The organism is Delftia sp. WSY_7 (assembly GCF_043104845.1).
Classification (GTDB): Bacteria; Pseudomonadota; Gammaproteobacteria; order Burkholderiales; family Burkholderiaceae_C; genus Comamonas; species Comamonas tsuruhatensis.
Genome location: NZ_JBICLB010000003.1, coordinates 1 through 25,358 on the forward strand (window position 1 = coordinate 1; position 25,358 = coordinate 25,358).

Genomic DNA, 25,358 nt, shown 5'->3' on the forward strand with positions numbered 1-25,358 from the left:
AGCGGTGCTGGCACGGCACTTGCATTGGCAGCCCTGACCCGCCGGCCCTGGCCTGCGGCCCGCAAAACACTGGATGCGCAACGCAGGACGCCAGATGAACATCGTTGTGATCGGCCACGGCATGGTGGGCCACAAATTTCTCGAGCAGCTGCATGCCCTGGGGGTGGCAGATGCGAACGTCACCGTGCTGTGCGAGGAGCCGCGCGCCGCCTACGACCGTGTTCACCTGTCGGAATTCTTCTCCGGCAAGAGCGCCGAGGACCTGAGCCTGGTGGCGCCCGGCTTCTTCGAGGCCAGCGGCTTCACGCTGCGCCTGGCGGCCAGGGCGGCAGCCGTGGAGCGGCGCGAGCGCACCGTGACCACGGCCGATGGCGAAGTCATCCCCTACGACCGGCTGGTGCTGGCCACGGGCTCGGCGCCCTTTGTGCCGCCCGTGCCGGGGCGCGACCGGCCGCACTGCTTTGTCTACCGCACCATCGAGGACCTGGAGGCCATGCAGGCCTCGGCCGCGAAATCACGCGTCGGCGTGGTGGTGGGCGGCGGCCTGCTGGGCCTGGAATGCGCCAAGGCCCTGCGCGACCTGGGCCTGGAGACCCATGTGGTCGAGTTCGCCCCGCGCCTGATGGCCGTGCAGGTGGACGACGGCGGCGGCCGCGTGCTGCGCAGCAAGATCGAGGACCTGGGCGTGCAGGTGCACACGGGCCGCAATACGCTGGAGATCACCGACGGCGCCACGGCACGCCACCGCATGGTGTTTGCCGACGGCACGCACCTGGAGACGGACATGATCGTCTTCTCCGCCGGCATCCGCCCGCGCGACGAGATCGCGCGCCAGTGCGCCCTGGCCATAGGCCCGCGCGGCGGCGTGGCCGTGGACGACCATTGCCGCACCAGCGACCGCAGCGTCTACGCCATTGGCGAATGCGCCTCCTGGCGCGAGCAGACCTTCGGCCTGGTGGCACCCGGCTACGACATGGCGCGCGTGGCGGCACGCCACATTGCGGGCGAGGCCGAGGCCGCCTTCGGCGGGGCCGATCTCAGCACCAAGCTCAAGCTCATGGGCGTGGATGTGGCCAGCATCGGCGACGCCCAGGGCAAGACGCCGCGCAGCCGCAACTACCAGTTCATCGACGAGCGCAAGCAGGTCTACAAGAAGATCGTGGTCAGCGAGGACGGCCGCCAGCTGCTGGGCGCCGTGCTGGTGGGCAATGCCGATGAGTACGGCACGCTGCTGCAGATGACGCTCAACAGCATCGCCCTGCCCGAGGAGCCCGAGTTCCTCATCCTGCCCTCCAGCGACGGCAAGGCCAGGCCCGGCCTGGGCGTGGACGCCCTGCCCGACACGGCGCAGATCTGCTCGTGCAACAACGTCACCAAGGCGCAGATCTGCGCGGCCGTGGGCGAAGGCGCCTGCACCATGGCCGAGCTCAAGTCCTGCACCCAGGCCGGCGCCACCTGCGGCGGCTGCGTGCCCCTGGCCACCCAGGTCATGAAGGCCGAGATGGCCCGGCGCGGCATGGCCGTCAACAACCATGTCTGCGAGCATTTCCCGCACTCTCGCCAGGAGCTGTACCACCTGGTGCGCGTGGGCGACATCAAGACCTTCGACGAGCTGCTGCACCGACACGGCAAGGGCCTGGGCTGCGATGTCTGCAAGCCGCTGGCGGCCAGCATCCTGGCCTCGTGCTGGAACGAGTTCGTGCTGCAGCCGCAGCTCGCCAGCCTGCAGGACAGCAACGACTACTACCTGGGCAACATCCAGAAGGACGGCAGCTACTCCGTGGTGCCGCGCATGCCCGGCGGCGAAGTCACGCCGGACGGCCTGATCGCCGTCGGCCAGGTGGCCAAGAAATACGGCCTGTACACCAAGCTCACGGGCGGCGCCCGCGTGGACCTGTTCGGCGCGCGCGTGGAGCAGCTGCCGCTGATCTGGGAGGAGCTGATCGCGGCCGGCTTCGAGTCCGGCCATGCCTACGGCAAGTCGCTGCGCACCGTCAAAAGCTGCGTGGGCTCCACCTGGTGCCGCTACGGCGTGGACGACAGCGTGGGCCTGGCCGTGCAGCTGGAAAACCGCTACAAGGGCCTGCGCGCGCCGCACAAGATCAAGTTCGGCGTCTCGGGCTGCACGCGCGAATGTGCCGAGGCCCAGGGCAAGGACGTGGGCGTGATCGCCACCGACAAGGGCTGGAACCTCTACGTCTGCGGCAACGGCGGCATGAAGCCGCGCCATGCCGAGCTGATCGCCTCCGACCTGTCCAAGGACAGGCTGCTGCAGCTCATCGACCGCTTCCTGATGTTCTACGTGCGCACGGCCGACCGCCTGCAGCGCACCAGCACCTGGCGCGAAAACCTGGAAGGCGGCCTGGACTACCTCAAGGACGTGGTGGTCAACGACAGCCTGGGCCTGGGCGCAGAACTCGAGGCCCAGATGCAGCATGTGGTGGACACCTACCAGTGCGAGTGGAAGACCGCCGTCACCACGCCCGAAGTGCGCCAGCGCTTTCGCAGCTTCATCAACAGCGACCAGCCCGACGAGCACATCGTCTTCGTGCAGGAGCGCGGCCAGATCCGCCCGGCGCGCGCCGAGGAGCGCAGCGAGGCCACGGCCTGACACCCCCTAGAGACCCGCGACAAGGACCCGCCATGGCACATGCCTCCCAAGAACACTGGCTGCCCGTTTGCGCCACCCAGGACATCGTCCCCGACACGGGCGTCTGCGCCCTCGTCCAGGGCCGCCATGTGGCGGTCTTTCGCATCGGCGACGACCGCTTCTACGCCATAGACAACGTGGACCCGCGCTGCGGCGCCAGCGTGCTCGCGCGCGGCCTGGTCGGCAGCCTGGGCGAGCGCGTCGTCGTCGCCTCGCCCATCTACAAGCACCACTTCGACCTGTCCACCGGCGAATGCCTGGAAGCGCCCGAGCACTCCGTGCGCGCGCATGCGGTGCGCAATGAGAACGGGCAGTTGATGGTGGCGCTGCATTGAGATTCGTGCGGAGCACAGCCGCGCAGGAAGGTCCTGCGTGCCTACCTTCCCACACCATCCCTGCGCCGTTGCCACGCTGCAAGACCGGCCACGCCGCCCATCAGCGCCAGCAGCGCAGGCCACCCCAGCAGCGGCACCGCCACCGGGCCGGGCTGCGGGGGAATGTAGGGTTGCATGCTCCAGCTGCCTTGGGCAGGCGAAAAAGTGAATCCTGTACCACCATCAAGCACCTGGCTGCACACATTGCCATTCAACAAGACGCATGTGGTGTCCGAATGGTCACCAGCGATGTCCCCCGAGCCTGAGGCGATATTGAAAACGTCCACCGGCTGGCCTGGGACATGGGGCGCAGCAGGTGAAACCATCGCCAGGTTCCAGGCAGTGATATTGCCGCTGCCATCGGTAGAAACCTTGAAGCGTGGCGGATCACCGATCGAAATACCAGCCATGATCTGCGCATTGGCCTGCGTATAGGTATTCACGCCGTCGCTGAACGACCAACTGCTGATCGGGTAGGACGTTCCCGGGCCGATGACGATGTCCGTCTGGCTGGCCGGCAGGGTCGCAGGCAGGACCATCGAGCCGCTGAGGCTCATGGCTGTGGTGTAAGGGGCATGGGCATCGTTGTAGTTGACGCCGGCATAGGTGTACTGGGTATCTGCCCATGCAGATCCAAGGCCTGAGAAGGAAAGGCATACGCTGGCAACTAAAGGTCTTATTCTCATCAATCTTTCCTTCAGTGGCTGAATGAAGATAAAAACAGAATCAATGAAGCAACTATTCCAATCCATTGTCTCGGGAAGAAACGTCAAAAATATATCGTGGAAATTTCAGGGATCTCAATTGATTTAATCAATAGAAATTCACAGCCAATTAATGACTGGCGAGCGTTTATGTCTGGAGCGTGTCGTCCACTTTTGCGTGCCCGAGACGTTCGGGCGTGCCGAGCCGGGAAAGCGGCCGCCCATGTTTGATGCCTCGCCTGCGCCGTGATCGAAGCATCCGCACTGGAATGCGAGATGGCGCTGCATTGGGTTCGTCAGCTGCCCATGGCGCGGACCCCTGACAACCGGCACGACGGTACCCGGGACTGCGGGCTCAGGCGTGAAAGGACAGCAACGCCAGGCACACGATGACCACGATGGCCGCCGTGATGACCATCACCCTGAAGCCGCCGTCGCTGCTGCGCAGCAACCGCAACTCCAGCAGGGCCGCACCCACCCGGGCCATCCAGAAACAAAGCAGTTCCACCATGGGCGCAGCATAAGCGGCCCGGCAGATCAGGTGCGGGGCGTGGAAAATGCCGGCGAGCACCTGGGCATCGCAGGCCATCCAGATGTCGTGAAGCCCGTTACCCACAGGGAGATTTATGGAACAGATTCGGGAACAGTCAGCTGGCAGCAGGCCAGCCACCAAGAGGAAAAGAATCCTCATGGTCTGCACAGGGAACATCTGCCGCAGCCCCACGGCCCACGGCGTGCTCGAGAAAATGGTGGCCGACGCGGGCCTGGCGGGCCGCATCGAAGTGGACTCCGCAGGCACGCACGGCTACCACGTGGGCGAGGCACCCGACCGCCGCTCCCAGGCCCATGCCGCGCGGCGCGGCTATGACCTTTCGCAGCAGCGCGCGCGGCAGCTGCGGGCCGAGGACTTCATGGCATTCGACCAGGTGCTGGTGATGGATGGCGCCAACGAATCTGCCGCGCGCAGGATCTGCCCCGAGTCCGAATGGCACCGCGTACAGCGGCTGACGGACTTCTGCACCGAGCACTCCGCACGCGAAGTGCCCGACCCCTATTACGGCGGCGACCGGGGTTTCGAGGACGTGCTGGACCTGGTGGAGGACGGCTGCAGGGGGCTGCTGGCCACGCTGGGCATGGCGCCGCAAAAGCGCTGACAAGCCACTGCACTGCGACGATATGCGGGCTCTCATCCTGGTTTTCGGCATCGTGGGCACGGTTCTGTTCGGATCGGCCTTCGTGCTCTCGTTTTCCTCGCCATTGCTGGTCGAGAACCTGGGCAAGGAGATCATCCGCATCGAGATCGAGCACAGGCTGGGCACCCAGCTGGACACGCTGACAGGCTCGCGCATGGCGGACCTGGCCCAGAAAGCGCTTGGCAGGACAGATAGCGAGATCGCCGCAGTGCGGCGCGAGATCGAGGCAGGCATCCCCGACAAGCTGGCTTCGGTCATGACCGACATGCGCCGCGCCGACTGCGAATGCCGCAAGCGCAATGCCGTCTACATGCAGCAGCGCCAAGCCACCCAGCTGGCATCGCTGATCCAGATGCGCGCCCGGCTGGTGGAATTCATCGAGTCGGCCTACCACCAGACCACGGCCAGCCTGCTGCGGGAGTTCAGGATCTTCACTGCGTCCAATGCGCTGGTGTTTCTGGCCCTGACCGGCGTGACGGCGCGACGCAGGCGGGCGGGGCTGCAGCTGGCCCTGCCCGCCATCGTGCTGGTGACCGCCTCAGCGGTGACTGCCATGCTGTATCTGTTCGCACAGGACTGGCTGCACACCATTGTGTTTGGCAGCTACATCGGCCTGGCCTACATGGCCTATCTGGCCTTTGCCATCGCGCTGCTGTGCGACATCGCATTCAACCGGGCACGCGTGTGCACACGGGCCATCAACGGCCTTGCGTCGTCTTTTGGCTCGGCATTCGAGGTCTTGCCTTGTTGAGCCCACGGCCCCACTTGCCCCGGCACCACGGCCTCCATAGCCCTCCCCACCCGCCACCACAATCCGCCCCTTGCCCGCACGCTTGGCCGCGTGGGCACCGAAGGTGCGCGCATGCTGCTGCAATGGATGCGCGCAGAGGCCGGGGAATCGCCAAGCCTGGATCTGGGTCATGAGCTGGTGGTGCGACAAAGCAATTGACTGGCTGATGCCTGGCTATCCATTCGCATATTGAGATAGAGTTCGGCGGCTTGGCCATTCCCGCCCAAGCCATTCTTCTCCACTGCACCTGTGCAATGGAGATTTTTCATTTCAATCCATCTTCAAAGAACATGAACACCATTGCATTGGGAGGACGCCTGCGACCGCAAGGCCCAATCCGGACTCGCCGGATCATGGCCGCCTTGCTGGCTGCGAGCGCTGTACTGTGTGTGCCGAACGGAGCATCGGCGGCCGAGAACGATGCACTATCTGCCTCTCTGGCTGCATTCGGTGATGCCGCTGCGGCAAGACGCCTGGAGGACCAGATCGCGGATCTTGTGAAAAAGCGCAATCAGGCGGGCATGACCAAGCTGGTGGGGCAGATCGCGCAGAACGATGGGGCTTTCATGGAAAAGATGGACAGCCTGACGCAGGCCAAAAATCGCGTTCCTGATCCTGAAATGACCAGGATTGCCATGGCCCTCGGCCCTTGCCACCATGCCGGTTTTCTTCTCAGGAAAATGGCCTTCGCCCTTGCCGATGGTCAGGCAAAGCCCATCATTCGCAATGGGGTGATCATGATTGACGGCACGCACATGGACGATATGTATGCCGAGCAAATGTCGCGCTGTGAAAGGCTGGCCAAGCAGCCCATGCGGAAAATCAAGATAGGTTCCATGTGCTCCGTCAATGGCTCGGGCTGCGACGAGGATCCGGATATGGATTGAAGAGGCCGAGCGCTGAAAAACGAAAGCAAGAAAAGAAAAGGCCGGGTCTGCCGCCCGGCCTTTGGTGACCGCCCCGGCGGTGACTTTTGGTTCGGCATTCAAGGCCTTGCCTTGTTGAGCCCACGGCCTCCCCCGCCCAGACAACTGCCGCAATCACAACGGCGGCATAGCCCCCAAGTCCCTACCCGCCCGCCACCACCACCCTCCCCTTGCCCGCGCGCTTGGCCGCATACATGGCCTCGTCGGCGCGCTGCAGCAGCTGGGTGGTGTTTTCCCGGGCGGCATTGAGGGCGATGCCGATGCTGGCGCCGACCTGGACGGTGGCACCGTTTTCCAGGCGGATGGGCTGGCAGATGGAGGCCAGGCAGCGCTGCATGGCCTGAAGGGCGTCGTTGGCCGAGGCCAGTTCGCCCAGCAGCAGCACGAATTCGTCTCCACCCATGCGGGCCACGCAGTCGGTTTCGCGGGCCTGGGTAGTGAGGCGGCGGGCGACGATGCGCAGCACTTCGTCGCCGGCATCGTGGCCTTCGGTATCGTTGATCTGCTTGAAGCCGTCCAGGTCCATGAAGCAGACGGCCAGTTGCCCCGGTCCGCAGGCCTGGGCCAGTTGGCGCTGCAGCCGGGCCTGCAGTGCGCGGCGGTTGGCCAGTCCGGTCAGCACGTCGTGCAGCGCCTGGTGCTGCGCGGCTTGCTCGTCACGCTTGAGCGCGTCTATGTCCACGAAGACCCAGATCGATTCGCCATCGGCCAGGCCTGCGCCGCTGACATCGACCCAGAGCAGGCTGCCATCGCTGGTCTTCAGCTGCATCTGGGCATGGCATTTGCCGCTGGAGCGCAGTGCGCCATAGGCCAGCTCGCCGGAGCGTTCATAGGTTTCCTCATCCGGGTAGAGGATGCGCGCCGAGGTGCCCTGCAGCTCGCCGGCCGGGCGCTTGAGCATGCGCTGCAGGGCCTGGTTGGTCCACAGCAGCCGGCGCTCGCGCAGGCGGGCGATGCCGATGAGGTCGTTGTCCATGAACAGTTCCTGCTGGCGCAGCAGCTCGGCAAGCCGGATGCGCGCCACGCGCTCGCGCTGCTGCAGCAGGTAGAGGCTGACCGAGCCCAGCGCGATCAGTGCCATGCTGAGACCCGTGAGTGCCCAGGCGCGCCAGGCCGATGCACGCCATGCGGCCAGGTAGCTTTGTGTGCCCAGGCCCGTGAAGACGGTCAGGGGATAGCCGGCCAGCCGCTGGTAGGCCGTGATGCGCTCCACGTCGTCCATCACCGTGGGCGTGATGTACCAGCCGCTGTCCCGGTTGCCGGCCAGGGCATGGTGGTACTCGCTGGAGACCGCAGAGCCGCCAATGCCGGCCACCGACCACGGATCGGCCGCCGAGTAGCGGGCCACCAGCAGGTCCTTGTCCGAGCGCAGCGCAATGGCGCTGTCGGGCCCGAAGGCCTGGCGACGAAACAGCGACTGGAAATGCGTGGCCGAGACCACGGCATAGACGATGCCCTTGAAATCCCCGTCCCCGGACTGCAGCCGGCGTGCCATCACGATGGCCCATTTGTTGAAGGAATGGCTGACCAGCGGATCGGAGATCACCATGCGGTCGGAGTGGCGCGCGCGCTCGAAGTAGCTGCGGTCGGCCACGGAAAACGGGGGCTCTTCCTCGTTGGCCGTCAGCAGCACCTGGCCCTTGGCGTCGGTAACGCGCAGCGCGGTGACGAAGGGCAGCAGGGCACGCTGCTCCTGCAGGATTTCATAGAGGGCGAGGGCCGCCACATCGTCGCCGTCCAGGCCCCGGCTGCGGTAGCGGCCTGCCACGGTGGCCAGTGCGTTGTCCACCAGCCGCATCTCGGCCGTCAGCTCCAGGCTCAGGCTGCGGGCCTGGTTCTGGGTGACAGCCACGCCCAGGTCCAAGTCGGCCTGGTGGTTGGCGCGCAGGCTCAGCCAGGTGGCCAGGCCCAGCAGGCCGGCGACCAGCAGGTTGCCAAGCACCAGGCGCCGCAGCACCTTGTCAGAAAGAAGCGTCTTCATGGCGCCGGGTGTCCCTTTCCGTCTGGCTGGATGAGCGTCCGGGTGGATGGAGCCGCACATTTTTAGCACAAGGACGGGACGATCCAGACAAGGTTTTGACCGATGGCAACGGCGCTCGCGCCGCTGGCGTACCTTCACCCCCGCAAGAATGGTCGCTGCCTGGGCCAGGGCGAGGGCCGCTGCGCAAAGGCCTGTTGCGCCGGCCTCCTGAGAAAGTGCAGAGCCGTCATGCAGCCTGCAGGATCTGCCGCAGGTCGGCTGCGCAGTCCTGTGCGTCCTGCTCATGGCGGAACGCCACGCGCAGCCGGCCCTCGGGATCGAAGACATAGGTGATGGCCGAGTGGTCCATGGTGTAGGACGCACCCGTGGGCACCTTCTTGTAGAAGACCTTGAATTCCCTGGCGACCTCGGCCGTCTGCGCCTCGTCACCGCGCAGCGCGACAAAGCCGGGATCGAAGGCGCCCACATAGGCCTTGAGCACCTCGGGCGTATCGCGCTCGGGGTCGATAGTGATGAAGGCCACGGCCAGGCGCTGGCCATCGGGCCCCAGCAGCTGGCGTATTTCCAGGGCGCGCGTCAGCGCCGTGGGGCAGACATCGGGGCATTGGGTGAAGCCGAAAAAGACCATCAGGGCCTGGCCTTTGAAGTCGGCCAGCGTGCGCTCGCGGCCATCGGCATCGCGCAGGCGGAAGTCCCGGCCGTACTGGGCGCCGGTCAGGTCTATGCCCTTGAACGGTACGGCGGCGGGCTTGCAGCCGGCCAGCAGCGCCAGTGCGGCCAGGCCGCCGCCAAGGCAGGCACGGCGAGACAGGGCGACGGAAGCAACGGATGGGAGGGTCGAAGAAAAATCGGCGGCGCGCTGCGGCGCCGCATGGCAATCGAAACGGAACATGGCATCCCTGCGTGGAATCTTGGCGAAGCCGCGCCGCCAAGGCTGCGCCCGGCCGGTGCGGCAATGTTCTGAGACAGGCCAGCGGCCAGACAGCGCGGGACAGCGCTGCAAGCAGCCAAGGGCTCAGGCGATCAACAGCAACAAGGGAGGCCCGCGCGGCGGCAGCGGCGCGCCGACCAGGGAGGCAATGCGGGCAGAGACGATGGGCTGCAGCGCGCGGCCCATCGGCTGCAGTTGCGCCCAGGAGGGAGGGACATGCGCCGGCGGCGGCGTCACCGCCAGGCACAGAGGGCAGTCCAGCGAATGCTGGGCAGACACCGCCTGTCCTTCTTCACCGTTGACCACGACCAGCCTGACGCTGCCGCCAGCCGTGCAGACCAGCTCCATGGCCTGGGGGTGCACCAGGGGCGATGCAATGGCCAGGCCCAGCGTCAGCGCGAACCACGCCATGACCAGGCGGGCCAGTGGGACGGAGTTGCGCAGGGCTTGCATGGCTGGGGATTATGGGGGCAGGCCGTCACAGGGCCACGCCGACCTCGTCGCAGGCGGCCCAAAACCGGGCCGGGTCGCGCACCTGAAAGCGCTGTCCGCCGCGACGCGCCTGCACGATGCGGTCCAGCCGGAAGGTGCGCACGCCCTCGCGCTCGCAGTCCCAGGCCAGCAGGTACCAGAACGGCCAGGCCAGCAGCAGACATTGCGGCTCCACCACGCGCTCGCTGCGGCGCTGGCGTCCGTCCAGGTAGGTCAAGGCCAGCATCCATTGCTGTGCAAATGCCTGGTAGACGCTGGCGCGCGCCTCCACGCCCTGCGCACGCTCGCGCAGCGAAGCCTGGACTTCGACGGACACCGGCGAGGCCACGCGGATGCGCTGGCGCAGTTGCGCGATATCTGCGCGATCGGCCGGCGCAAAGCAGCGCGCGAACTGGCGGCGCAGTTCGCCATGACGCCCCGCCAGCGACAGGCCCAGGGCTTCCGACAGCGCCAGGGACATCAGCAGCTCCAGTGCGTCGTCACCCCGTAGCGTCACGCGGCCGGAGGGCCAGCGATGGACCACGCGGACACCGCCGCCCCTGCCCGAGGAGCTGTCCAGCTCCCAGCCCTGCTGCCTGAGCAACGACAAGTCGCGCGCCAGCGTGCGCTGGCTGACGCCCAGTTCCTCGGACAGCGCCGCCACGCCGTGCACGGCGCCATCGGACAGGCGCTGGGAAAGGGCGTCAAGCCGGGACAGACGGGCGGGCAGCGTGCGCGGTTTCATGGCCGGCATCATGGCGCAATTGACCGCCATTGAATGGCAGCGATGCAGGGACCATGGGCGGCATGTTCAATCCACGGAGAAATGCCATGCAAGTCATCGAATGGGCAGCGTTCAGCCTGCTGCCCGGTGTGACGGAAAACACCCTGCTGCAAGCCGCCAGCGCCATGCAGCACCAGTTCCTGGATGTGCAGGGCGGATGCCTGTCACGCCATCTGGTCCAGCTGGGCCAGGGGCGCTATGCGGATGTCGTCACCTGGCAATCACAGGAGGCGGCCCGTGCCGCCCTGGCGCAGGCCGGCCGGTCGGCTGCCTGCGCGGCCTACTTCGGGCTGATGCGCGTGGAGCATCCTCCCTTGCTGGGCGCCAGCGTGTTCAGCCACGGCGGGGAACATGGGCTGCCGCAAGGCATGGAGTTCTCGTTGTTCCGGCTGCGCCCCGGCGCCGATTCCCATGCCTTGGCCGCCGCCGCGCACCGCATGGCCGATGGCCTGTACCGGAATGAGCCCGGCTTCACGGCCCATGGCGTGATGCGCAGCGCCCACGACCCCGGCCTGTATGCCGACGTGGTGCTGGCCGACAGCGCCGGCCGCGCCCACCAGCTGTGCAGCAAGTGGGGCCAGGGACCGTTCGATCCGGCCTGCCAGGACTATCTGGAACTGATCGCGCCGGGGTCGGCACAGCTGCAGTTCTGGGACAGGGTGGCCTGAGCGCTGCCATCGCCGCGCCTTGGCCGGATGCCGGATATGCGTGGTATCCGTATCCGCCAGCCTGCACCGGCCATCCCATAATCGCCTTTTCCCCAAGCAGTGACCGCCATGTCGAAACTCCATGTTGTGCAGCAGGGCCAAGGCCCGGCCCTCGTTCTGAGCCACGCGCTCGGTTGTGACCTCCAGATGTGGGACGGCGTGGCCCAGGCCCTGCAAGACCGCTTCACCGTGGTGCGCTACGACCACCGGGGCCATGGCCGCTCGCCCGCCATCGGCGAGGCCTTCGACATGAACGACCTGGCCGACGACGCAGCCGGCGTGATCGAGGCGCTGGGCCAGGGGCCGGTGCACTTCGTGGGCCTGTCCATGGGCGGCATGACGGCCCAGGCCCTGGCCGCGCGCCATCCGGCACTGGTGCGCAGCATCACCATCGCCAATTCGGCCAGCTACTACGACGAGGCCGCGCGCGCAGGCTGGCAGGCGCGCATTGCCACGGTGCGCGCCCAGGGCGTGGCCGCGATTGCCGATGGCGCCATGCAGCGCTGGTTCACGCCCGAATTCCGCGCCGGGCAGGCCGCCCGAGTGGCAGCCTTGCGCGCCGGGCTGGAGGCCACGGCGGCCGCGCCCTATGCGGCGGCCTGTGCGGCCGTGGGCGGCATCGATCTGCGCGAGAGCAACCGGCGCATCGCCTGCCCCGCGCTGGTCATTGCAGGCAGCCGCGACGAGGCCACGCCCCCTTCCCTGTCCGAAGACATGCAGGCGCAGATTCCGGGCGCGCAGCTGGTGTCGCTGCCCGCCGCGCATTTGAGTGCCGTGGAAATGCCGGTGGAATTTGCGCAGTTGGTGAGCGACTTTGTCGCGCAGATCCGCTAGATCTGCCGCCCTGCCCGGACGGAATGGTCGCTGAGCGACGCCGCTAGCAGGCCGGCATCACGGCCGGCAGATCAACTCCGCCACGTCCATCAGCAAGGCCTCATCGATCTGCTCGCGCAGGTCCACGGCCAGCCTGCGCCGGTAGAACACGCCCAGGTCCAGGCCCACGCCCAGCGCGCGGATCTGAACATCGCCCGCGCGCTCGTGCCGGGCGATGACCTGGCGCAGGTGCTGGTCCAGGTAGTGCTCGTCGTTGGCCTGGTGCGTGGCCGTGTCCATGGGGCAGCCGTCCGAGATGACGAGCAGGATGCGGCGCTGCGCGGGCCGCGCCAGCAGCCGCTCGCAGGCCCATTCCACGGCCTCGCCGTCCACGCCCTCGCGAAAGAGGTCGGGCCTGCGCAGCGCGGCAACGCCGTGGCGGGCGTGGCGCCAGGGTCTGGCGGCATCCTTGAAGACGATGTGCAGCCGCTCGTTGAGCCGGCCCGGGATGTGGGGCTGGCCCGCGCGCTGCCAGTCGCGGCGGGCGCGGCCGCCGTTCCAGGCCTGGGTGGAAAAGCCCAGCACGTCCACCGGCACGCCGGCCATGGACAGCGCGCGGCCCAGCAGGTCCACCAGCAGGGACAGCGGGCGCGCATGCGCCTTCATCGAGCCCGAGCAGTCCAGCAAGATGGCCACGGCCGCATCGCTGACGGGGTGCGGCAGCTCGTTCCTGAAGATGGCGCGCTGCTGCGGATCACTGACCAGTTGCGCCAGCCGGCTTGCATCCAGGTGTCCATCCTCCAGGCCGAACTGCCAGCCGTCGTGGCGCGGCACGGCCAGGCGCTGCTGCAGGTGGCGGGCCAGCCGGCCCGCGTGCAAGCCGCTGCGCGCCAGTTCCTCATCCATCTGCTCGCGGAACTCGGCCAGTTGCGCTGCGCGGATCAGCTCGGTGGCCTGCGCCTCGCGGTCATAGGCGCGCGTGAACACGCGGTAGCTGTGGGCCGAGCCGGCCCAGGCGCGGCTGTCGCCGCTGAGCGCCACGGGCGGCGCATCCAGGCTTTGCGATTCAAAGTGCAGCGGCAGCGCGAAGCTGCCCCGCCGGCGCGGCCCGCCAGCGCCGCGCGGCGCCTCCTCCTGGGCTGACCGCACGGCCTGGCCCACCCAGCGGCTGATGGCCAGGGCCGGCGCAATGAAGGCCTGCTGGTCCTGCCGGTGGCGGCGCAGCAGGGCCCACTGCGCGCCCAGTTGGCCCGACAGGCCGGCGCGCGTGGCCTCGGCCAGGTCGGCCAGGGCATCGGGCGGCTCATGGCCGCTCAGGCGGCTCCAGGCGGTCAGCGCCACGGTGAACAGCAGGATGCCCAGGCTGCTTTCGGTCAGGCCCGAATCGGCAAAGGCCTGGCTCCAGTGCACAAAGCGCGCATGCAGGTTGGCGCGTGCACCGGGCCATTCCTCGGGCGCCAGGCTTTCCACGCGCAACTGCTCCAGCAGTTCGAACACCAGCCGCTCGACCGGGTCGCCGGGCAGGTGGCGCGCGTGCAGCGCGGCATCGCTCAGGCGCAGGCGCAGGCTGGCACCGTCGAGCAGGCCGCGCTGGTCGGCCAATCGGGCCGGCACATCGGATTGGTGGGCGGCAGCCAGCACCACGGGCGCCGTGCCCCGGTACAGCGTCTGCCCGCTCCATTGCAGCGAGGCATCGCCCGCCATGGCGCGCAGCAGCGCCCCGCCCCAGGCCTCCATGCGGGCCAGCGAGGGGGATGCCTCAGCAGGCATGGACGGGCTCGTCGCGCAGCGCCAGTTCCTGGCCGAAGCAGCGCTGGAAGTACTCGGCCACGATGGCCCGCTCGGCCGGCTCGCACTTGTTGAGGAAGGACAGCTCGAAGGCCAGCCGCAGGTCATGGAAGATCTGCGCGTTCTCGGCCCAGGTGATGACGGTGCGCGGCGACATCAGCAGCGACAGGTCGCCCACCGCAAAGCCCTTGCGCGTGAGCGCGGCCAGCGCCACCATGGCGGCCACCTGTTCGCGCCCCTGCGGCGTGGCCAACTGCGGCACGCGTGCCAGCACGATGGCGGCTTCCTCGGCCGGCGCCAGGTAGTCCAGGCTGGTGACCAGGTTCCAGCGGTCCAGCTGGGCGTGGTTGAGCATCTGCGTGCCGTGGTACAGGCCGATGAGGTTGCCCTGGCCGAGGGTGTTCATGGTGGCGAAGAGGCGGAACTGCGCATGCGGCTGGAGCACGCGCTTTTGGTCCAGCAGGGTGAAGCTGCCCTCGCGTTCGAGCACGCGCTGGATGACGAACATCACGTCGGGCCGGCCCGCGTCGTATTCATCGAAGACCAGGGCCACGGGCCGCTGCAGCGCCCAGGGCAGGATGCCTTCCTGGAACTGCGTGACCTGGCGGCCCTCCTGCAGCACGATGGCGTCCTTGCCCACCAGGTCCAGCCGGCTGATGTGCCCGTCGAGGTTGACGCGCACGCAGGGCCAGTTCAGCCGCGCCGCCACCTGCTCGATATGGGTGGACTTGCCCGTGCCGTGCAGCCCCTGGATGACCACGCGCCGGTTGTGCGCAAAGCCCGCCAGGATGGCCAGCGTGGCCTGCGGGTTGAAGCGGTAGGCCGGGTCCACGGCCGGCACATGCTCGCTGCGTTCGGCAAAGGCCGGCACCTGCATGTCGGTGTCCAGGCCGAAGGTCTCGCGCACGCCAAGCGTGCGCGTGGGATGCATCAGGGTCAGCTCAGTCATCGTCAGGGGCTCCCGGGGGGACTTCGTCGTTGATGCGCGCAATCGCCTCGGCCGCCGCGCGCAGTTGGGGAAGAAAGGACAGCGCCCGCTCGCGCGTGAAACGCATGATGGGCGCCTGCACGGCCAGCCCCATGTTCGAGGGGCCGCCCTGGATGGAGGGCACGAGCACGCCCAGGCACAGCAGGCCGGGCAGGAATTCCTCGTTGTCGAAGGCATGGCCCTGGGCGCGCACCTGGTCCAGTTCGGCGTCCAGCGCGTCGAAGGCCGTCAACGTATTGGCCGTGAAGCCTTCCAGCGGCACGGCCGACAGCAGCCGCCTGCGCTGCGCGGGCGCCATCTGGCTCAGGAACAGCTTGCCCGTGGCCGAGCAATGGGCCGGCACGCGCGAGCCCGGGTGCAGATAAAAGCGCAGCGGCGCGGGCGTCTCCACGCGGTCCAGGTAGAGCACCTCGCTGCCCGAGAAGGCGGTGATGTTGCAGCTCTCGCCGATGTCGCGCACCAGTTGCGCCAGCACCGCGTGGCGCGCGCCATGCGTGGTGTTGTTGAGCAGCACGCTTTCGGCCAGCCGCATCAGGCGCCGGCCCGTGCCGTAGTGCCGGCCATTGCCCTCGCGCTGCAGGATGCCCGCGCCCTCGAGCTGCTGGAGCATGCGGTGCATGGTGGGCTTGGGCAGGCCTGTCTCCTCGACCATGGTCTGCAGCGTGAAGGGCTCGTTCTTCTGGGCAATGGCCTCCAGCAGGGCGAACAGCCGCAGGTTGGGCGTGTCGCCATCGATACGGGCAGGGATGGGGTCACGGGTGTTCATGGTGTTGGTCATCATATGTTTTTCAATTTTTCGAGTCAATTTGTTCCGAAAAAAGAAATTTGTTTGACATCCAGGCGAAGTCAGTCCTAGACTTGCGCCGTAATTTCTTTTTTCGGAACATTAAGTTCCATTTTCAAGGAGACAACATGACTGCAGCCAACAATCGTACGGTGGTCGAAGGCGTCCAGAAGATGACCCCTTCCGAAGCCTTTGTGGAGACCTGCGTGGCCAACGGCGTCACGGAGATGTTCGGCATCATGGGCTCGGCTTTCATGGATGCCATGGACATCTTCGCGCCCGCCGGCATCCGCCTGATCCCCGTGGTGCACGAGCAGGGCGCGGCCCACATGGCCGACGGCTATGCGCGCGTCTCGGGCCGCCACGGCGTGGTGATCGGCCAGAACGGCCCCGGCATCAGCAACTGCGTGACCGCCATCGCCGCCGCCTACTGGGCCCACAGCCCCGTGGTCATGATCACGCCCGAGACCGGCACCATGGGCATGGGCCTGGGGGGCTTCCAGGAAGCCAACCAGCTGCCCATGTTCCAGGAGTTCACCAAGTACCAGGGCCATGTCTGCAACCCCAAGCGCATGGCCGAGTTCACGGCCCGCTGCTTTGACCGCGCCATCTCCGAGATGGGCCCCACCCAGCTGAACATTCCGCGCGACTACTTCTATGGCGAAGTGCAGTGCGAAATCCCCAAGCCCATGCGCGTGGAACGCGGCTCGGGCGGCGAAAACAGCCTGCAGGCCGCCACGGAACTGCTGGCCACGGCCAAGTTCCCCGTGATCCTGGCCGGCGGCGGCGTGGTCATGGGCGATGCGGTCGAGGAGTGCAGGCAGCTGGCCGAGCGCCTGGGCGCACCCGTGGTCACGGGCTATCTGCGCAATGACGCCTTCCCCGCCAAGCACCCGCTGTGGGCCGGCCCGCTGGGCTACCAGGGCTCAAAGGCCGCGATGAAGCTCATCGCCCAGGCCGACGTGGTGATCGCGCTGGGCTCGCGCATGGGCCCCTTCGGCACCCTGCCCCAGCACGGCATGGACTACTGGCCCAAGAACGCCAAGATCATCCAGGTCGAGGCCGACCACACCAACCTGGGCCTGGTCAAGAAGATTTCGGTGGGCATCCACGGCGACGCCAAGGCCGTGGCACGCGAGCTGGGCCGCCGCCTGCAGGGCCAGACCCTGGCCTGCGACGCCACCAAGGCCGCGCGCGCCGACACCATCGCCACCGAGAAGGCGGCCTGGGAGAAGGAGCTGGACGAGTGGACGCATGAGCGCGACCCCTACAGCCTGGACATGATCGAAGAGGCCAAGGGCGAGCGCACGCCCACGGGCGGCCAGTACTTGCATCCGCGCCAGGTGCTGCGCGAGCTGGAAAAGGCCATGCCGCCGCGCGTGATGGTCTCCACCGACATCGGCAACATCAACTCCGTGGCCAACAGCTACCTGCGCTTCGACGAGCCGCGCAGCTTCTTCGCGCCCATGAGCTTCGGCAACTGCGGCTATGCCCTGCCCACCATCATCGGTGCCAAGTGCGCGGCGCCCGACCGCCCGGCCATCGCCTACGCCGGCGACGGCGCCTGGGGCATGAGCATGGTGGAGATCATGACCGCCGTGCGCCATGACATTCCCGTCACGGCCGTGGTCTTCCACAACCGCCAGTGGGGCGCCGAGAAGAAGAACCAGGTGGACTTCTACAACCGCCGCTTCGTGGCCGGCGAGCTGGAAAGCGAGAGCTTCGCAGCCATTGCCAGCGCCATGGGCGCCGAGAGCATCGTGGTCGACCAGATCGAGGACGTGGGCCCGGCGCTGAAGAAGGCCATCGACCTGCAGATGAACCACGGCAAGACCTGCGTGATCGAGGTGATGTGCACGCGCGAACTGGGTGACCCGTTCCGCCGCGATGCGCTCTCCAAGCCCGTGCGCTTCCTCGAAAAGTACAAGGACTTTGTCTAACCCCCTGAGGCGCTGACGCGCCTTCCCCCTCTCTACCCGCTGCGCGGGGGAGGGGGACGACACCCTCGGTGCGGGGCGGCCCTTCCTCGGTGTCCCTGGGATGGGCCGCGCCGGTTTCATGCGCCTGGGTGAAGCGCAAGGCCCTCGAAAGCCGATTCCCAGATTCCCTGCGTTGCTCGCGCCGGGCCCTGTACTTTCCCGCAGGAGCTTTCATGGTCCCCCCACTTTCACTTGCCGTGGCCGCCGATGATGCGCCCGCCACGCCCCGTCCCCATCTCCAGCACTTGCTCGACCAGGCCAAGGCGCAAGGCCCCATTCCCGTGGCCGTGGCCTATCCCTGTGATGCGGGCTCGCTGCAGGCCGCCATGCAGGCCACGCAGGCGGGCCTGATCACGCCGCTGCTGGTCGGCCCCGAGGCACGCATCCGGGCGGCGGCCCAGGCGGCCGGGCTGGACCTGGCGGGCGCATCCATCCACTCCACAGCCGACGATCCACGCGCGGCGGCTGCCCAGGCGGCGGCGCTGTGCGGCAGCGGCCAGGCGCGCGCGCTGATGAAGGGCAGCCTGCACAGCGACGAGTTGCTGGGCGCCGCCGTGGCGCGCGAGGCCGGCCTGCGCGGCAGCCGCCGCGCCAGCCATGTGTTCGTGATGGACCTGCCGGGCTTCGAGCGCCCGCTGCTGATGACCGATTGCGTGGTCAACATCTTCCCCACGCTGATGGACAAGCGCGACATTGCGCAGAACGCCATCGACCTGGCCCGTGCCATCGGCATTGCCCGGCCGCGCGTGGCCGTGCTCTCGGCGGTGGAGACGGTCAACCCCGCCATTCCCGGCACCATCGACGCGGCCGCGCTGTGCAAGATGGCCGACCGGGGGCAGATCAGCGGCGCCATCCTCGACGGGCCGCTGGCCTATGACAACGCCATCTCGCTGCGCTCGGCGCATCACAAGGGCATCGTCTCCGATGTGGCCGGCCAGCCCGACGTGCTGCTGGTGCCCAGCCTGGAGGCCGGCAACATGATCTACAAGCAGCTGGTCTACATGGCCGACGCCGAATGCGCGGGCCTGGTGCTGGGCATGCGCGTGCCCATCGTGCTGACCAGCCGTTCGGACTCGGTGGCCAGCCGCATTGCGTCCTGCGCGCTGGCCGTGCTGGCCAGCGCGGCGGGCGGCAAGGAGCAGTCATGAGCCAGGTCCAAGCACAGGTGGCTGCGCAGGCGCCCGTGCCGCGCATGCTGCAGTGGCTCAGGCTCCTGCCCGGCACGGGCCTGTCGGGCGTGATCGCGCTGGCGGCGACCTTCGTCTCCACGCTGCATGGCGGGCCGCAGCTGCTGTTCGCGCTGTTCTTCGGCGTGGCCTTCCACTTCCTGAGCCAGGACGCGCGCGCCAAGCCCGGCATCGAGTTCTGCGCGCGCGGCGTGCTGCGCCTGGGCGTGGGCCTGCTGGGTGCGCGCATCACGGCCACGCAGATCGCGGGCCTGGGCTGGACCACGGCGCTGATCGTTATCGCCGCCGTGGTCACCACGCTGCTGTGCGGCACGCTGCTGGGCCGGCGCCTGGGCCTGACGCGCCCGCAGGGCGTGCTGTCGGGCGGCGCGGTGGCCATCTGCGGCGCCTCGGCGGCGCTGGCCATCTCGTCGGTGCTGCCGCGCGACAAGGACAGCGACCGCTTCACGCTGACCGTGGTGGTCACGGTCACCGTGCTGTCCACGGCCGCCATGGTGCTGTACCCGCTGGTGGCGCGCGCCTTGCATCTGCCGCCCGAGCTGGCGGGCCTGTTCATCGGCGGCACCATCCACGACGTGGCCCAGGTGGTGGGCGCGGGCTACACCATCGACCAGGCCACGGGCGACTACGCCACCATCGTCAAGCTGTTCCGCGTGTCCATGCTGGCCGTGGTGGTGGTCATGGTCTCGGCCCTGTTCAAGCGCCAGCGCGAGGCGGCGGCCGAGCAGCACCACGGCAAGAAGCCGGGCCTGGTGCCCTGGTTCCTGTGGGTGTTCGTCGCGCTGGTGGCCATCAACTCGCTGGGCTGGGTACCGCCGGGCCTGCAGCACCAGTTGAGCGACCTGTCGCGCAACTGTCTGGTGCTGGCCATTGCGGCACTGGGCCTGAAGACCTCGTTCCAGCAACTGGCCCAGGCAGGCTGGCGACCCTTTGCGCTGCTGGTGGTGGAGACGCTGTGGATGGCGGCCTTCGTGCTGATCGCCATCGAGATCGAGATGCGCTGACGCCTGCACAGGCATTGCCGCAAGAGGCCCGCCCTGCGCGGGCCTTTGTCATGGCGCCACACATCGCTTGATGGGCATGCACCAAGATGATACATTTGCACACAAATTTTTGATCCACATCAACGCCCTACCGCGCCGTGAACGTTTTTCGCAAGCAAGCCGGCAGATTCCGCAGGCTGACCGCCACCCAAGTCCTCACCCTGCTGCGCAATCAGCAACCCCGGCAAGCCGCCCTGCTGCGGCTGCTGCCCTGCCTGTCGATGCTGGCCGTGTGCGCGGTGCTGCTCGATTCCCTGCTGCCCATTCCGCTGTGGGCCATCGCCAGCCTGACCGTGGTCATGGCCGCCTACATCGCCCACAACTGCCAGTCCTTTGTCGCCACCCAGCGCAGAAAGTCCACGCTGCGCCATCTCGCGCGCTCCTGCCTGCTGCACGCCGGCTGAAGCACAAGTGCCCCTGGGTGCCGGGCGTCAGGCACCGCCTCTGGCATAGGCCGTCAGCGCCTGGGCCACGGCCTTGAAGACCACGGCGCAGCGCTCGCTCTTGCGCAGGTCCTCGTGCATGGCCACCCAGGTATCGAGCTTCCATGAAAACGCCTGGGGCAGCACCCGCACCAGGTCCGGCTCCCGGGCCGCCAATGCCGACTGGCACACGCCAATGCCAAAGCCCGCGCGGATGGCGCCCAGCTGGGCCAGGTCGCTGTCAGAGCGCAGCGCCATGCCTTCGCGCGTGAGCATGGGAAACTGCTGCTGCATCTTTCGGATCAGGGCGCTTTCATGGTCGAAGCCGATGAGCGAATGCCCGGCCAGGTCCTCCAGCGATTCCGGCACGCCGCGTGCGGACAGATAGCTTTCATGGGCATGCAACCCCAGCTCGATGGCGCCGATATGGCGTGCCACCAGCGCCTCCTGCTGCGGCCGGAACATGCGCACGGCCACGTCGGCCTCGCGGCGCAACAGGTCATCCACCGCGTTGGACAGCACCAGCTCGATGCCCAGTTCAGGGTGTGCCGCGCGCAATTGCGCAAGCACAGGCGGCAGCACCTCCACGCCCACCACCTCGCTGGCCGTCAGCCGTACCGTGCCGCGCACGCCCGAGCCATGGCTGGCCGCCACGCGGCGCAGCGCGGCCGCCGTCGCGGCCATGCTGGCTGCATAGGGCTGAAGCTCGTAGGCCGCCTCCGTGGGCGCGAAGCCATCGGATGAGCGGGTGAACAGTTGCAGGCCCAGCGCCGACTCCAGCCCGTCGATGTGGCGGCCCACGGTCGGCTGCGCCACACCCATGGCCCGGCCCGCCGCTGACAGCGACCCGGACTCCAGCACCTGCAAAAAACTGCGATACCACTCCCAGTGGGGTTCCGACATCACTCATCCATTCATTTATGCATGGACACCAGAGAATTCTAGGCAATTTTCTTTTTGCAGCGGGTTGCTGACACTGAGGCTGTCACCACAGGACCCAGCCCATGCCATCCATTGCACTCTTCGGCGCCGCAGGCGCCATCGGCCAGAGCCTGGCCACCGCGCTCAGACAACAGGGCCGCGCCTACCGCGTGGTCGGCCGCAGCGAAGCCAGCCTGCGCCAGACCTTCGGCGCCGACCCGCTGGCCGAGATCGTCCCCTGGAACCCGGACAGCACCGGCTCCGTCGAGGCTGCCGCCCACGGCGTGGACACGCTGGTCTACCTGGTGGGCGTGAACTACTGGCAGTTCGCATTGCATCCCGAGCTCATGCGCAGGACGCTGGACGGCGCCATTGCCGCCGGCGTGCGCCGCATCGTACTGATCGGCACCGTCTATCCCTATGGAAAGGCGCAGGCCCATGCCGTGAAGGAAGACCATCCACGCAACCCGCATACCTTCAAGGGCCGCATGCGCAAGGCGCAGGAAGACCTGCTGCTGCAGGCCCACGCACAGGGCCGCATCGAGGCCGCCGTACTGCGCCTGCCCGACTTCTACGGCCCGGGCGTGCACAACAGCCTGCTGCACGGAGCCTTCGAGGCGGCGGCCCGTGGCGGCCGGGCCGACATGGTCGGCCCGCTGGACCGGCCGCATGAGTTTGTCTATGTGCCCGATGTGGGCCCCGTCGTGGCGCGCCTGATCGGCACGCCGCAGGCTTTCGGCAAGGTCTGGCACCTCGCCGGCGCGGGGGCGATCACGCAGCGCGACGTCGTCTCGGAGATCGAACGCCTGACCGGCAGGCCGTTGAAGCTGCGCGTTGCAGGAAAGACCGCGCTGCGCCTGGCCGGCCTGTTCAACCCCTTCATGCGCGAGCTGGCCGAGATGCACTACCTGCTGACCGATCCGCTGATCATGGAGGACTCCGCCCTGCACGCCCTGCTGGGCCCCATCGCCAAGACGCCCTATGCGCAGGGCATATGCGCAACGCTCAACGCCGCCATGGCAAGTGCCGACTCACACTTGGCCGCGGCCTGAGCCTGGCCTGCAGCCCGAAAAAAAAAGCCCTGACAGCAAAACTGTCAGGGCCTTTGTCTACCTGGCAGGGGAGGAAGGACTCGAACCCTCGCATGCCGGAATCAAAATCCGGTGCCTTTACCAACTTGGCGACTCCCCTAGAAGACTTAAATTCTAATACGTTTTTTTGGCCCGAAATCCAAAATTCCAAAAATTTCGACACCGCCAAAGTTGTCTTCATGGCGCGGCCAGGGCTCCCTCAAGACAGCGGAGTATCGCCTCCCGCCCCATCGCCGTGAAACAGCCAATGAAGACAAACACGGACTCCGAGACCCTGGCCCCATGCAGGCTGGCAATGCGCAAGCGCCCACCCACCACGTGGACTTCCTGGACGCTGTCCTGCCCGCCCAGCCGCACGATGCCCTTGGCCCGCAACAGGGGGACAGGCAGCGTACGCAGCGCCTGCCGCAACCGCTGCCGGTCAAAGCAGCGGCGCGTTGCGTAGGAAAAGCTGCCCACTTCGGCCATGCCGGCCATGTTCCCGGCCTGGCTTTTCCAGGAGCCGCCCGCTTGCAGCAGGCCTTGCGGGCGGCGTGGCGAGGCAGCCGCATCAATGAACACGGCCAGCGGTATCTCGCCATGTCGGGCAGCCAGCACCACGGCACCGGGCGCCATGCCGGCCACGCGCGCGGCCACCTTTTCGGTGGCACATGCGCCGGCCAGATCGGCCTTGGTCAGCACCAGCGCCGTCGCGCCCGAGATCTGGCGGCGGACCATGTCGCCGACCAGCGGGTCGCGCAGTTGCTCATCGACGTCCTGGACATCCACCACCACCAGGATGGCGTTGAGCTGCAGAGCGGGGTCGAGCATGCCGACCTGGGCGATGCGCACGGGGTCGGAGACGCCGCTGGCCTCGATGACCAGCAGGTCCGGTCGGTCAGGCCGCGCGCCCACGGCGGCCAGGGCCTCGGCCAGCCGGCCGCCGATGGAGCAGCAGATGCAGCCGTTTTCCAGCTGCAGCACGTCGCTGCTGCGTGTGCGGATCAGGGCGGCGTCGATGTTGATCTCGCCGAAGTCGTTGACCAGCACGGCCACGCGCAGGCCATCGGCACGCTCCAGCAGCCGGTTGAGCAAGGTGGTCTTGCCCGCGCCCAGATAGCCGCCCACGACGACCATGGGAACGGGCGCCCGCTGCGCCGCGGCGGCCGGCGTGCTCATGGCGCTGACCCGGGCGCGGGGAAGATGCGGCCGCCCAGCACGGTGCCCCAGACCTTCACGTCCTTGAGGGCCGCTGGCGCCACCGCGCGGGGATCGTCCTCCAGCACGGCGAAGTCCGCCAGCTTGCCGGGCTCGATGCTGCCCACGCGCTGCTCCAGCTTCAGGGTGCGGGCCGCGCCCATGGTGATGGCATGCAGGGCATCGTCCACCGACAGGCGCTCGGCCTCGCCCAGCACGCGGCCTGAAGCGGTTTCGCGCTGCACCGCGCACCAGGCGGTGAACAGGGGGTGGATAGGGGTGATGGGCGCATCGGAATGCATGGCGAAATCCATGCCCAGGCGCCGCGCCGTGCCCGCTGCATTCATGCGCGAGGCCCACTGCATGCCCACGGTCTGCTCGGCGTGGGCATCGCCCCAGTAGTAGAGATGGTTGGAGAAGAAGTTGACACACATTCCCAGGCGCGCGGCGCGCTGCAGCTGGGCGCTGCTGGCCAGCTGGCAGTGCTGCAGGGTGTGGCGATGGTCGGCGCGCGGGTGCCTGGCCAGCAGGTCCTCGATCACATCCAGCACCACCTCGGTGGCCTCGTCTCCGTTGGTGTGGATGTGCAGTTGCAGACCGGCCAGGTGGAAGGGCTCGAACAGCGCGGGCAGCTGCGACGGGGGAATCAGCCACAGGCCGTTGGGCTGCCCGCCCGCGTAGCCGGGAGCGCGCAGGCGCGCGGTGAAGCCCTGGATGGAGCCGTCCACGATGAACTTGACGGGGCCGAACTGCAGCTTGTCGCTGGCCGAGGACGCCGCTGCAGCATGCACGCGCGCGGCACCGCCTTCCGGGTTGCGCTGCGGCGCGAAGGCCGGGACGATGCGCAGCGGATAGGCCGCGTCGCCCGTTACCTCGCGCAGCGCGGCCAGGCCATGGGGCGAGAGATCGCTGACCAGGTCGGTGGCCGTGGTCACGCCCGCGAGCTGGGCCACGCGGCCGAACTTCCAGATCGCCTCGCGCTGCTCGGCGGCGGCCAGCGACAGCGCGCTGCCGATCACCTTCTGCACCGGATACATGGCGGCGAATTCCTGCAGCTCGCCCGTGGGCTGGCCCTCGGCATCCTTGTGGATGCCGTCGATGTCGGTGTCCTCGTCGATGCCGGCCAGCGCCAGCATGGCCGAGTTCACATTCATCAGGTGCACGCTGGCGTGCAGGATGACGATGGGCCGCGTGGCGGAGACACGGTCCAGCTCGCGCACCGACAGCCGGCTGCTGCCGAAGAGGATGGGATCGAAGCCCCAGGCCAGCAGCGTGGCCTGCGCATCGGGCAGAGCACGCTCGGCCTCGGCCAGGCGCGCCAGCACGGCGTCCAGCGTGCGCAGGCCGGGCCACAGGCGGCCCTCGGGATCGCGCCGATCGAAGTAGCCCAGGTACACGGCCTCCCACATGGCGCCTTCCATCAGGTGGCTGTGCGCCTCGATCAGGCCGGGCATGAGGACCTTGTCGCACAGGCGGTCGATGCGCTCGGCCTCGGGCCAGGCAGCCATGTCGGCCTCCTGGCCAACGGCCAAGATGCGGCCGCCCTGCACGGCCACATGGGTGGCCTGCGGCTGGGCCGGGTTCATGGTGAGGATGGTGCGCGCCACAAAGACCTGCGTGCGCGCGTTCTCGTCGTGGTTCATGGTGGTGGTCTT

At 67.8% G+C, this 25,358-nt stretch carries 24 protein-coding genes and 1 tRNA gene; 12 read left to right on the forward strand and 13 right to left on the reverse strand.

What is annotated here, in order from left to right; translation table 11 throughout:
* The first annotated feature begins 94 nt into the window (after positions 1-94).
* Entirely contained in the window at positions 95-2,611 is a 2,517-nt protein-coding gene (nirB, locus tag ACF8ME_RS01030; RefSeq protein ID WP_392414946.1) for a nitrite reductase large subunit NirB, read from the forward strand.
* Positions 2,612-2,643: 32 nt separating this feature from the next.
* Positions 2,644-2,985: a nitrite reductase small subunit NirD gene (gene nirD / locus ACF8ME_RS01035; RefSeq protein WP_046987618.1), complete on the forward strand. Its 342-nt coding sequence runs from the start codon at positions 2,644-2,646 to the stop codon at positions 2,983-2,985.
* Between the two features lie 41 nt (positions 2,986-3,026).
* On the opposite strand, the gene ACF8ME_RS01040 is transcribed toward nirD, so the two are convergent.
* Together ACF8ME_RS01040 and ACF8ME_RS01045 are read right to left on the reverse strand one after the other, a co-directional pair.
* Positions 3,027-3,797 (reverse strand): hypothetical protein, encoded by a 771-nt coding sequence (locus ACF8ME_RS01040; RefSeq protein ID WP_392414947.1) that lies wholly within the window; start codon positions 3,795-3,797, stop codon positions 3,027-3,029.
* A 286-nt stretch (positions 3,798-4,083) separates the two neighbouring features.
* On the reverse strand, positions 4,084-4,419 hold the full coding sequence (locus ACF8ME_RS01045; protein ID WP_392414948.1) for a hypothetical protein: 336 nt from the start codon (positions 4,417-4,419) through the stop codon (positions 4,084-4,086).
* Between ACF8ME_RS01045 and ACF8ME_RS01050 the strand changes: the two genes are divergently transcribed.
* The 3 genes from ACF8ME_RS01050 (at position 4,418) to ACF8ME_RS01060 (ending at position 6,598) form a co-directional block, all read left to right on the forward strand.
* Positions 4,418-4,882 carry a low molecular weight protein-tyrosine-phosphatase gene (locus ACF8ME_RS01050; RefSeq protein WP_209803437.1) on the forward strand — a complete coding sequence of 155 codons (465 nt, stop codon included), beginning with the start codon at positions 4,418-4,420 and terminating at the stop codon, positions 4,880-4,882. The genes ACF8ME_RS01045 and ACF8ME_RS01050 overlap by 2 nt on opposite strands.
* A 22-nt stretch (positions 4,883-4,904) precedes the next feature.
* Positions 4,905-5,672 (forward strand): hypothetical protein, encoded by a 768-nt coding sequence (locus ACF8ME_RS01055; RefSeq protein WP_046240903.1) that lies wholly within the window; start codon positions 4,905-4,907, stop codon positions 5,670-5,672.
* 248 nt (positions 5,673-5,920) lie between these two features.
* A complete protein-coding gene (locus ACF8ME_RS01060; RefSeq protein WP_392414950.1) occupies positions 5,921-6,598 on the forward strand; it encodes a hypothetical protein in 678 nt (225 codons plus the stop codon).
* Positions 6,599-6,779: 181 nt separating this feature from the next.
* Here the strand turns inward: ACF8ME_RS01060 and ACF8ME_RS01065 are convergent, their stop codons facing one another.
* The 4 genes from ACF8ME_RS01065 to ACF8ME_RS01080 form a co-directional block, all read right to left on the reverse strand.
* Positions 6,780-8,618, reverse strand: a complete 1,839-nt coding sequence (locus tag ACF8ME_RS01065) for a diguanylate cyclase domain-containing protein (protein WP_047325975.1) — start codon at positions 8,616-8,618, stop codon at positions 6,780-6,782.
* 226 nt (positions 8,619-8,844) lie between these two features.
* Positions 8,845-9,510 carry an SCO family protein gene (locus ACF8ME_RS01070; RefSeq protein WP_034367807.1) on the reverse strand — a complete coding sequence of 222 codons (666 nt, stop codon included), beginning with the start codon at positions 9,508-9,510 and terminating at the stop codon, positions 8,845-8,847.
* Between the two features lie 123 nt (positions 9,511-9,633).
* Positions 9,634-10,002 (reverse strand): DUF2946 family protein, encoded by a 369-nt coding sequence (locus ACF8ME_RS01075; RefSeq protein ID WP_016450071.1) that lies wholly within the window; start codon positions 10,000-10,002, stop codon positions 9,634-9,636.
* 25 nt (positions 10,003-10,027) lie between these two features.
* Positions 10,028-10,765 (reverse strand): YafY family protein, encoded by a 738-nt coding sequence (locus tag ACF8ME_RS01080; RefSeq protein WP_223275176.1) that lies wholly within the window; start codon positions 10,763-10,765, stop codon positions 10,028-10,030.
* A gap of 86 nt (positions 10,766-10,851) precedes the next feature.
* On the opposite strand from ACF8ME_RS01080, the gene ACF8ME_RS01085 reads away from it, so the two are divergent.
* Positions 10,852-11,472 carry a hypothetical protein gene (locus ACF8ME_RS01085; protein ID WP_026063043.1) on the forward strand — a complete coding sequence of 207 codons (621 nt, stop codon included), beginning with the start codon at positions 10,852-10,854 and terminating at the stop codon, positions 11,470-11,472.
* A 108-nt stretch (positions 11,473-11,580) separates the two neighbouring features.
* A complete protein-coding gene (locus ACF8ME_RS01090) occupies positions 11,581-12,345 on the forward strand; it encodes an alpha/beta fold hydrolase (protein ID WP_126312787.1) in 765 nt (254 codons plus the stop codon).
* 57 nt (positions 12,346-12,402) lie between these two features.
* Here the strand turns inward: ACF8ME_RS01090 and ACF8ME_RS01095 are convergent, their stop codons facing one another.
* From ACF8ME_RS01095 to ACF8ME_RS01105, 3 genes are read right to left on the reverse strand one after another with little or no spacing between them, the layout of a single operon-like run.
* Positions 12,403-14,094: a cobalt chelatase gene (locus tag ACF8ME_RS01095; protein WP_392414952.1), complete on the reverse strand. Its 1,692-nt coding sequence runs from the start codon at positions 14,092-14,094 to the stop codon at positions 12,403-12,405.
* A complete protein-coding gene (locus ACF8ME_RS01100; RefSeq protein ID WP_392414953.1) occupies positions 14,084-15,061 on the reverse strand; it encodes an AAA family ATPase in 978 nt (325 codons plus the stop codon). Before ACF8ME_RS01100 ends, ACF8ME_RS01095 begins: the two co-directional genes overlap by 11 nt.
* Positions 15,054-15,881: an IclR family transcriptional regulator gene (locus ACF8ME_RS01105; RefSeq protein ID WP_012203918.1), complete on the reverse strand. Its 828-nt coding sequence runs from the start codon at positions 15,879-15,881 to the stop codon at positions 15,054-15,056. The genes ACF8ME_RS01100 and ACF8ME_RS01105 overlap by 8 nt, the downstream gene beginning before the upstream one ends.
* 131 nt (positions 15,882-16,012) lie before the next feature.
* On the opposite strand from ACF8ME_RS01105, the gene xsc reads away from it, so the two are divergent.
* The 4 genes from xsc to ACF8ME_RS01125 all read left to right on the forward strand — a co-directional run bounded on the left by xsc (position 16,013) and on the right by ACF8ME_RS01125 (position 20,497).
* Positions 16,013-17,824, forward strand: coding sequence for a sulfoacetaldehyde acetyltransferase (gene xsc / locus ACF8ME_RS01110; protein ID WP_017407835.1), 1,812 nt, complete (start codon positions 16,013-16,015; stop codon positions 17,822-17,824).
* A gap of 212 nt (positions 17,825-18,036) precedes the next feature.
* The gene (locus tag ACF8ME_RS01115; RefSeq protein WP_310043230.1) at positions 18,037-19,011 is read left to right on the forward strand and encodes a bifunctional enoyl-CoA hydratase/phosphate acetyltransferase; all 975 of its coding nucleotides are present in this window, start codon (positions 18,037-18,039) and stop codon (positions 19,009-19,011) included.
* A complete protein-coding gene (locus tag ACF8ME_RS01120) occupies positions 19,008-20,054 on the forward strand; it encodes a YeiH family protein (RefSeq protein WP_016450079.1) in 1,047 nt (348 codons plus the stop codon). The genes ACF8ME_RS01115 and ACF8ME_RS01120 overlap by 4 nt, the downstream gene beginning before the upstream one ends.
* 137 nt (positions 20,055-20,191) lie before the next feature.
* A complete protein-coding gene (locus ACF8ME_RS01125; protein ID WP_016450080.1) occupies positions 20,192-20,497 on the forward strand; it encodes a hypothetical protein in 306 nt (101 codons plus the stop codon).
* A gap of 27 nt (positions 20,498-20,524) precedes the next feature.
* On the opposite strand, the gene ACF8ME_RS01130 is transcribed toward ACF8ME_RS01125, so the two are convergent.
* Positions 20,525-21,418: a LysR family transcriptional regulator gene (locus ACF8ME_RS01130; RefSeq protein WP_074923663.1), complete on the reverse strand. Its 894-nt coding sequence runs from the start codon at positions 21,416-21,418 to the stop codon at positions 20,525-20,527.
* Between the two features lie 101 nt (positions 21,419-21,519).
* Here ACF8ME_RS01130 and ACF8ME_RS01135 point away from each other — a divergent pair, with 101 nt between their 5' ends.
* Positions 21,520-22,488, forward strand: coding sequence for an NAD-dependent epimerase/dehydratase family protein (locus tag ACF8ME_RS01135; protein WP_392414956.1), 969 nt, complete (start codon positions 21,520-21,522; stop codon positions 22,486-22,488).
* Positions 22,489-22,550: 62 nt separating this feature from the next.
* On the opposite strand, the gene ACF8ME_RS01140 is transcribed toward ACF8ME_RS01135, so the two are convergent.
* The 3 genes from ACF8ME_RS01140 to ACF8ME_RS01150 form a co-directional block, all read right to left on the reverse strand.
* Positions 22,551-22,627, reverse strand: a tRNA-Gln gene (locus ACF8ME_RS01140).
* 77 nt (positions 22,628-22,704) lie between these two features.
* Positions 22,705-23,685, reverse strand: coding sequence for a CobW family GTP-binding protein (locus ACF8ME_RS01145; RefSeq protein WP_392414958.1), 981 nt, complete (start codon positions 23,683-23,685; stop codon positions 22,705-22,707).
* The gene (locus ACF8ME_RS01150) at positions 23,682-25,346 is read right to left on the reverse strand and encodes an amidohydrolase (RefSeq protein ID WP_392414960.1); all 1,665 of its coding nucleotides are present in this window, start codon (positions 25,344-25,346) and stop codon (positions 23,682-23,684) included. Before ACF8ME_RS01150 ends, ACF8ME_RS01145 begins: the two co-directional genes overlap by 4 nt.
* Between the last annotated feature and the right edge of the window lie 12 nt (positions 25,347-25,358).

Coding starts and splice junctions, on each gene's coding strand:
- nirD (WP_046987618.1), top strand. CDS start 2,644: ATGGCACATGCCTCCCAAGAACACTGGCTGCCCGTTTGCGCCACCCAG.
- nirB (WP_392414946.1), top strand. CDS start 95: ATGAACATCGTTGTGATCGGCCACGGCATGGTGGGCCACAAATTTCTC.
- ACF8ME_RS01150 (WP_392414960.1), bottom strand. CDS start 25,346: ATGAACCACGACGAGAACGCGCGCACGCAGGTCTTTGTGGCGCGCACC.
- ACF8ME_RS01135 (WP_392414956.1), top strand. CDS start 21,520: ATGCCATCCATTGCACTCTTCGGCGCCGCAGGCGCCATCGGCCAGAGC.
- ACF8ME_RS01145 (WP_392414958.1), bottom strand. CDS start 23,685: ATGAGCACGCCGGCCGCCGCGGCGCAGCGGGCGCCCGTTCCCATGGTC.
- ACF8ME_RS01105 (WP_012203918.1), bottom strand. CDS start 15,881: ATGATGACCAACACCATGAACACCCGTGACCCCATCCCTGCCCGTATC.
- ACF8ME_RS01080 (WP_223275176.1), bottom strand. CDS start 10,765: ATGAAACCGCGCACGCTGCCCGCCCGTCTGTCCCGGCTTGACGCCCTT.
- ACF8ME_RS01090 (WP_126312787.1), top strand. CDS start 11,581: ATGTCGAAACTCCATGTTGTGCAGCAGGGCCAAGGCCCGGCCCTCGTT.
- ACF8ME_RS01130 (WP_074923663.1), bottom strand. CDS start 21,418: ATGTCGGAACCCCACTGGGAGTGGTATCGCAGTTTTTTGCAGGTGCTG.
- ACF8ME_RS01050 (WP_209803437.1), top strand. CDS start 4,418: ATGGTCTGCACAGGGAACATCTGCCGCAGCCCCACGGCCCACGGCGTG.
- ACF8ME_RS01055 (WP_046240903.1), top strand. CDS start 4,905: ATGCGGGCTCTCATCCTGGTTTTCGGCATCGTGGGCACGGTTCTGTTC.
- ACF8ME_RS01085 (WP_026063043.1), top strand. CDS start 10,852: ATGCAAGTCATCGAATGGGCAGCGTTCAGCCTGCTGCCCGGTGTGACG.
- xsc (WP_017407835.1), top strand. CDS start 16,013: ATGACTGCAGCCAACAATCGTACGGTGGTCGAAGGCGTCCAGAAGATG.
- ACF8ME_RS01095 (WP_392414952.1), bottom strand. CDS start 14,094: ATGCCTGCTGAGGCATCCCCCTCGCTGGCCCGCATGGAGGCCTGGGGC.
- ACF8ME_RS01100 (WP_392414953.1), bottom strand. CDS start 15,061: ATGACTGAGCTGACCCTGATGCATCCCACGCGCACGCTTGGCGTGCGC.
- ACF8ME_RS01065 (WP_047325975.1), bottom strand. CDS start 8,618: ATGAAGACGCTTCTTTCTGACAAGGTGCTGCGGCGCCTGGTGCTTGGC.
- ACF8ME_RS01120 (WP_016450079.1), top strand. CDS start 19,008: ATGAGCCAGGTCCAAGCACAGGTGGCTGCGCAGGCGCCCGTGCCGCGC.
- ACF8ME_RS01075 (WP_016450071.1), bottom strand. CDS start 10,002: ATGCAAGCCCTGCGCAACTCCGTCCCACTGGCCCGCCTGGTCATGGCG.
- ACF8ME_RS01115 (WP_310043230.1), top strand. CDS start 18,037: ATGGTCCCCCCACTTTCACTTGCCGTGGCCGCCGATGATGCGCCCGCC.
- ACF8ME_RS01045 (WP_392414948.1), bottom strand. CDS start 4,419: ATGAGGATTCTTTTCCTCTTGGTGGCTGGCCTGCTGCCAGCTGACTGT.
- ACF8ME_RS01070 (WP_034367807.1), bottom strand. CDS start 9,510: ATGTTCCGTTTCGATTGCCATGCGGCGCCGCAGCGCGCCGCCGATTTT.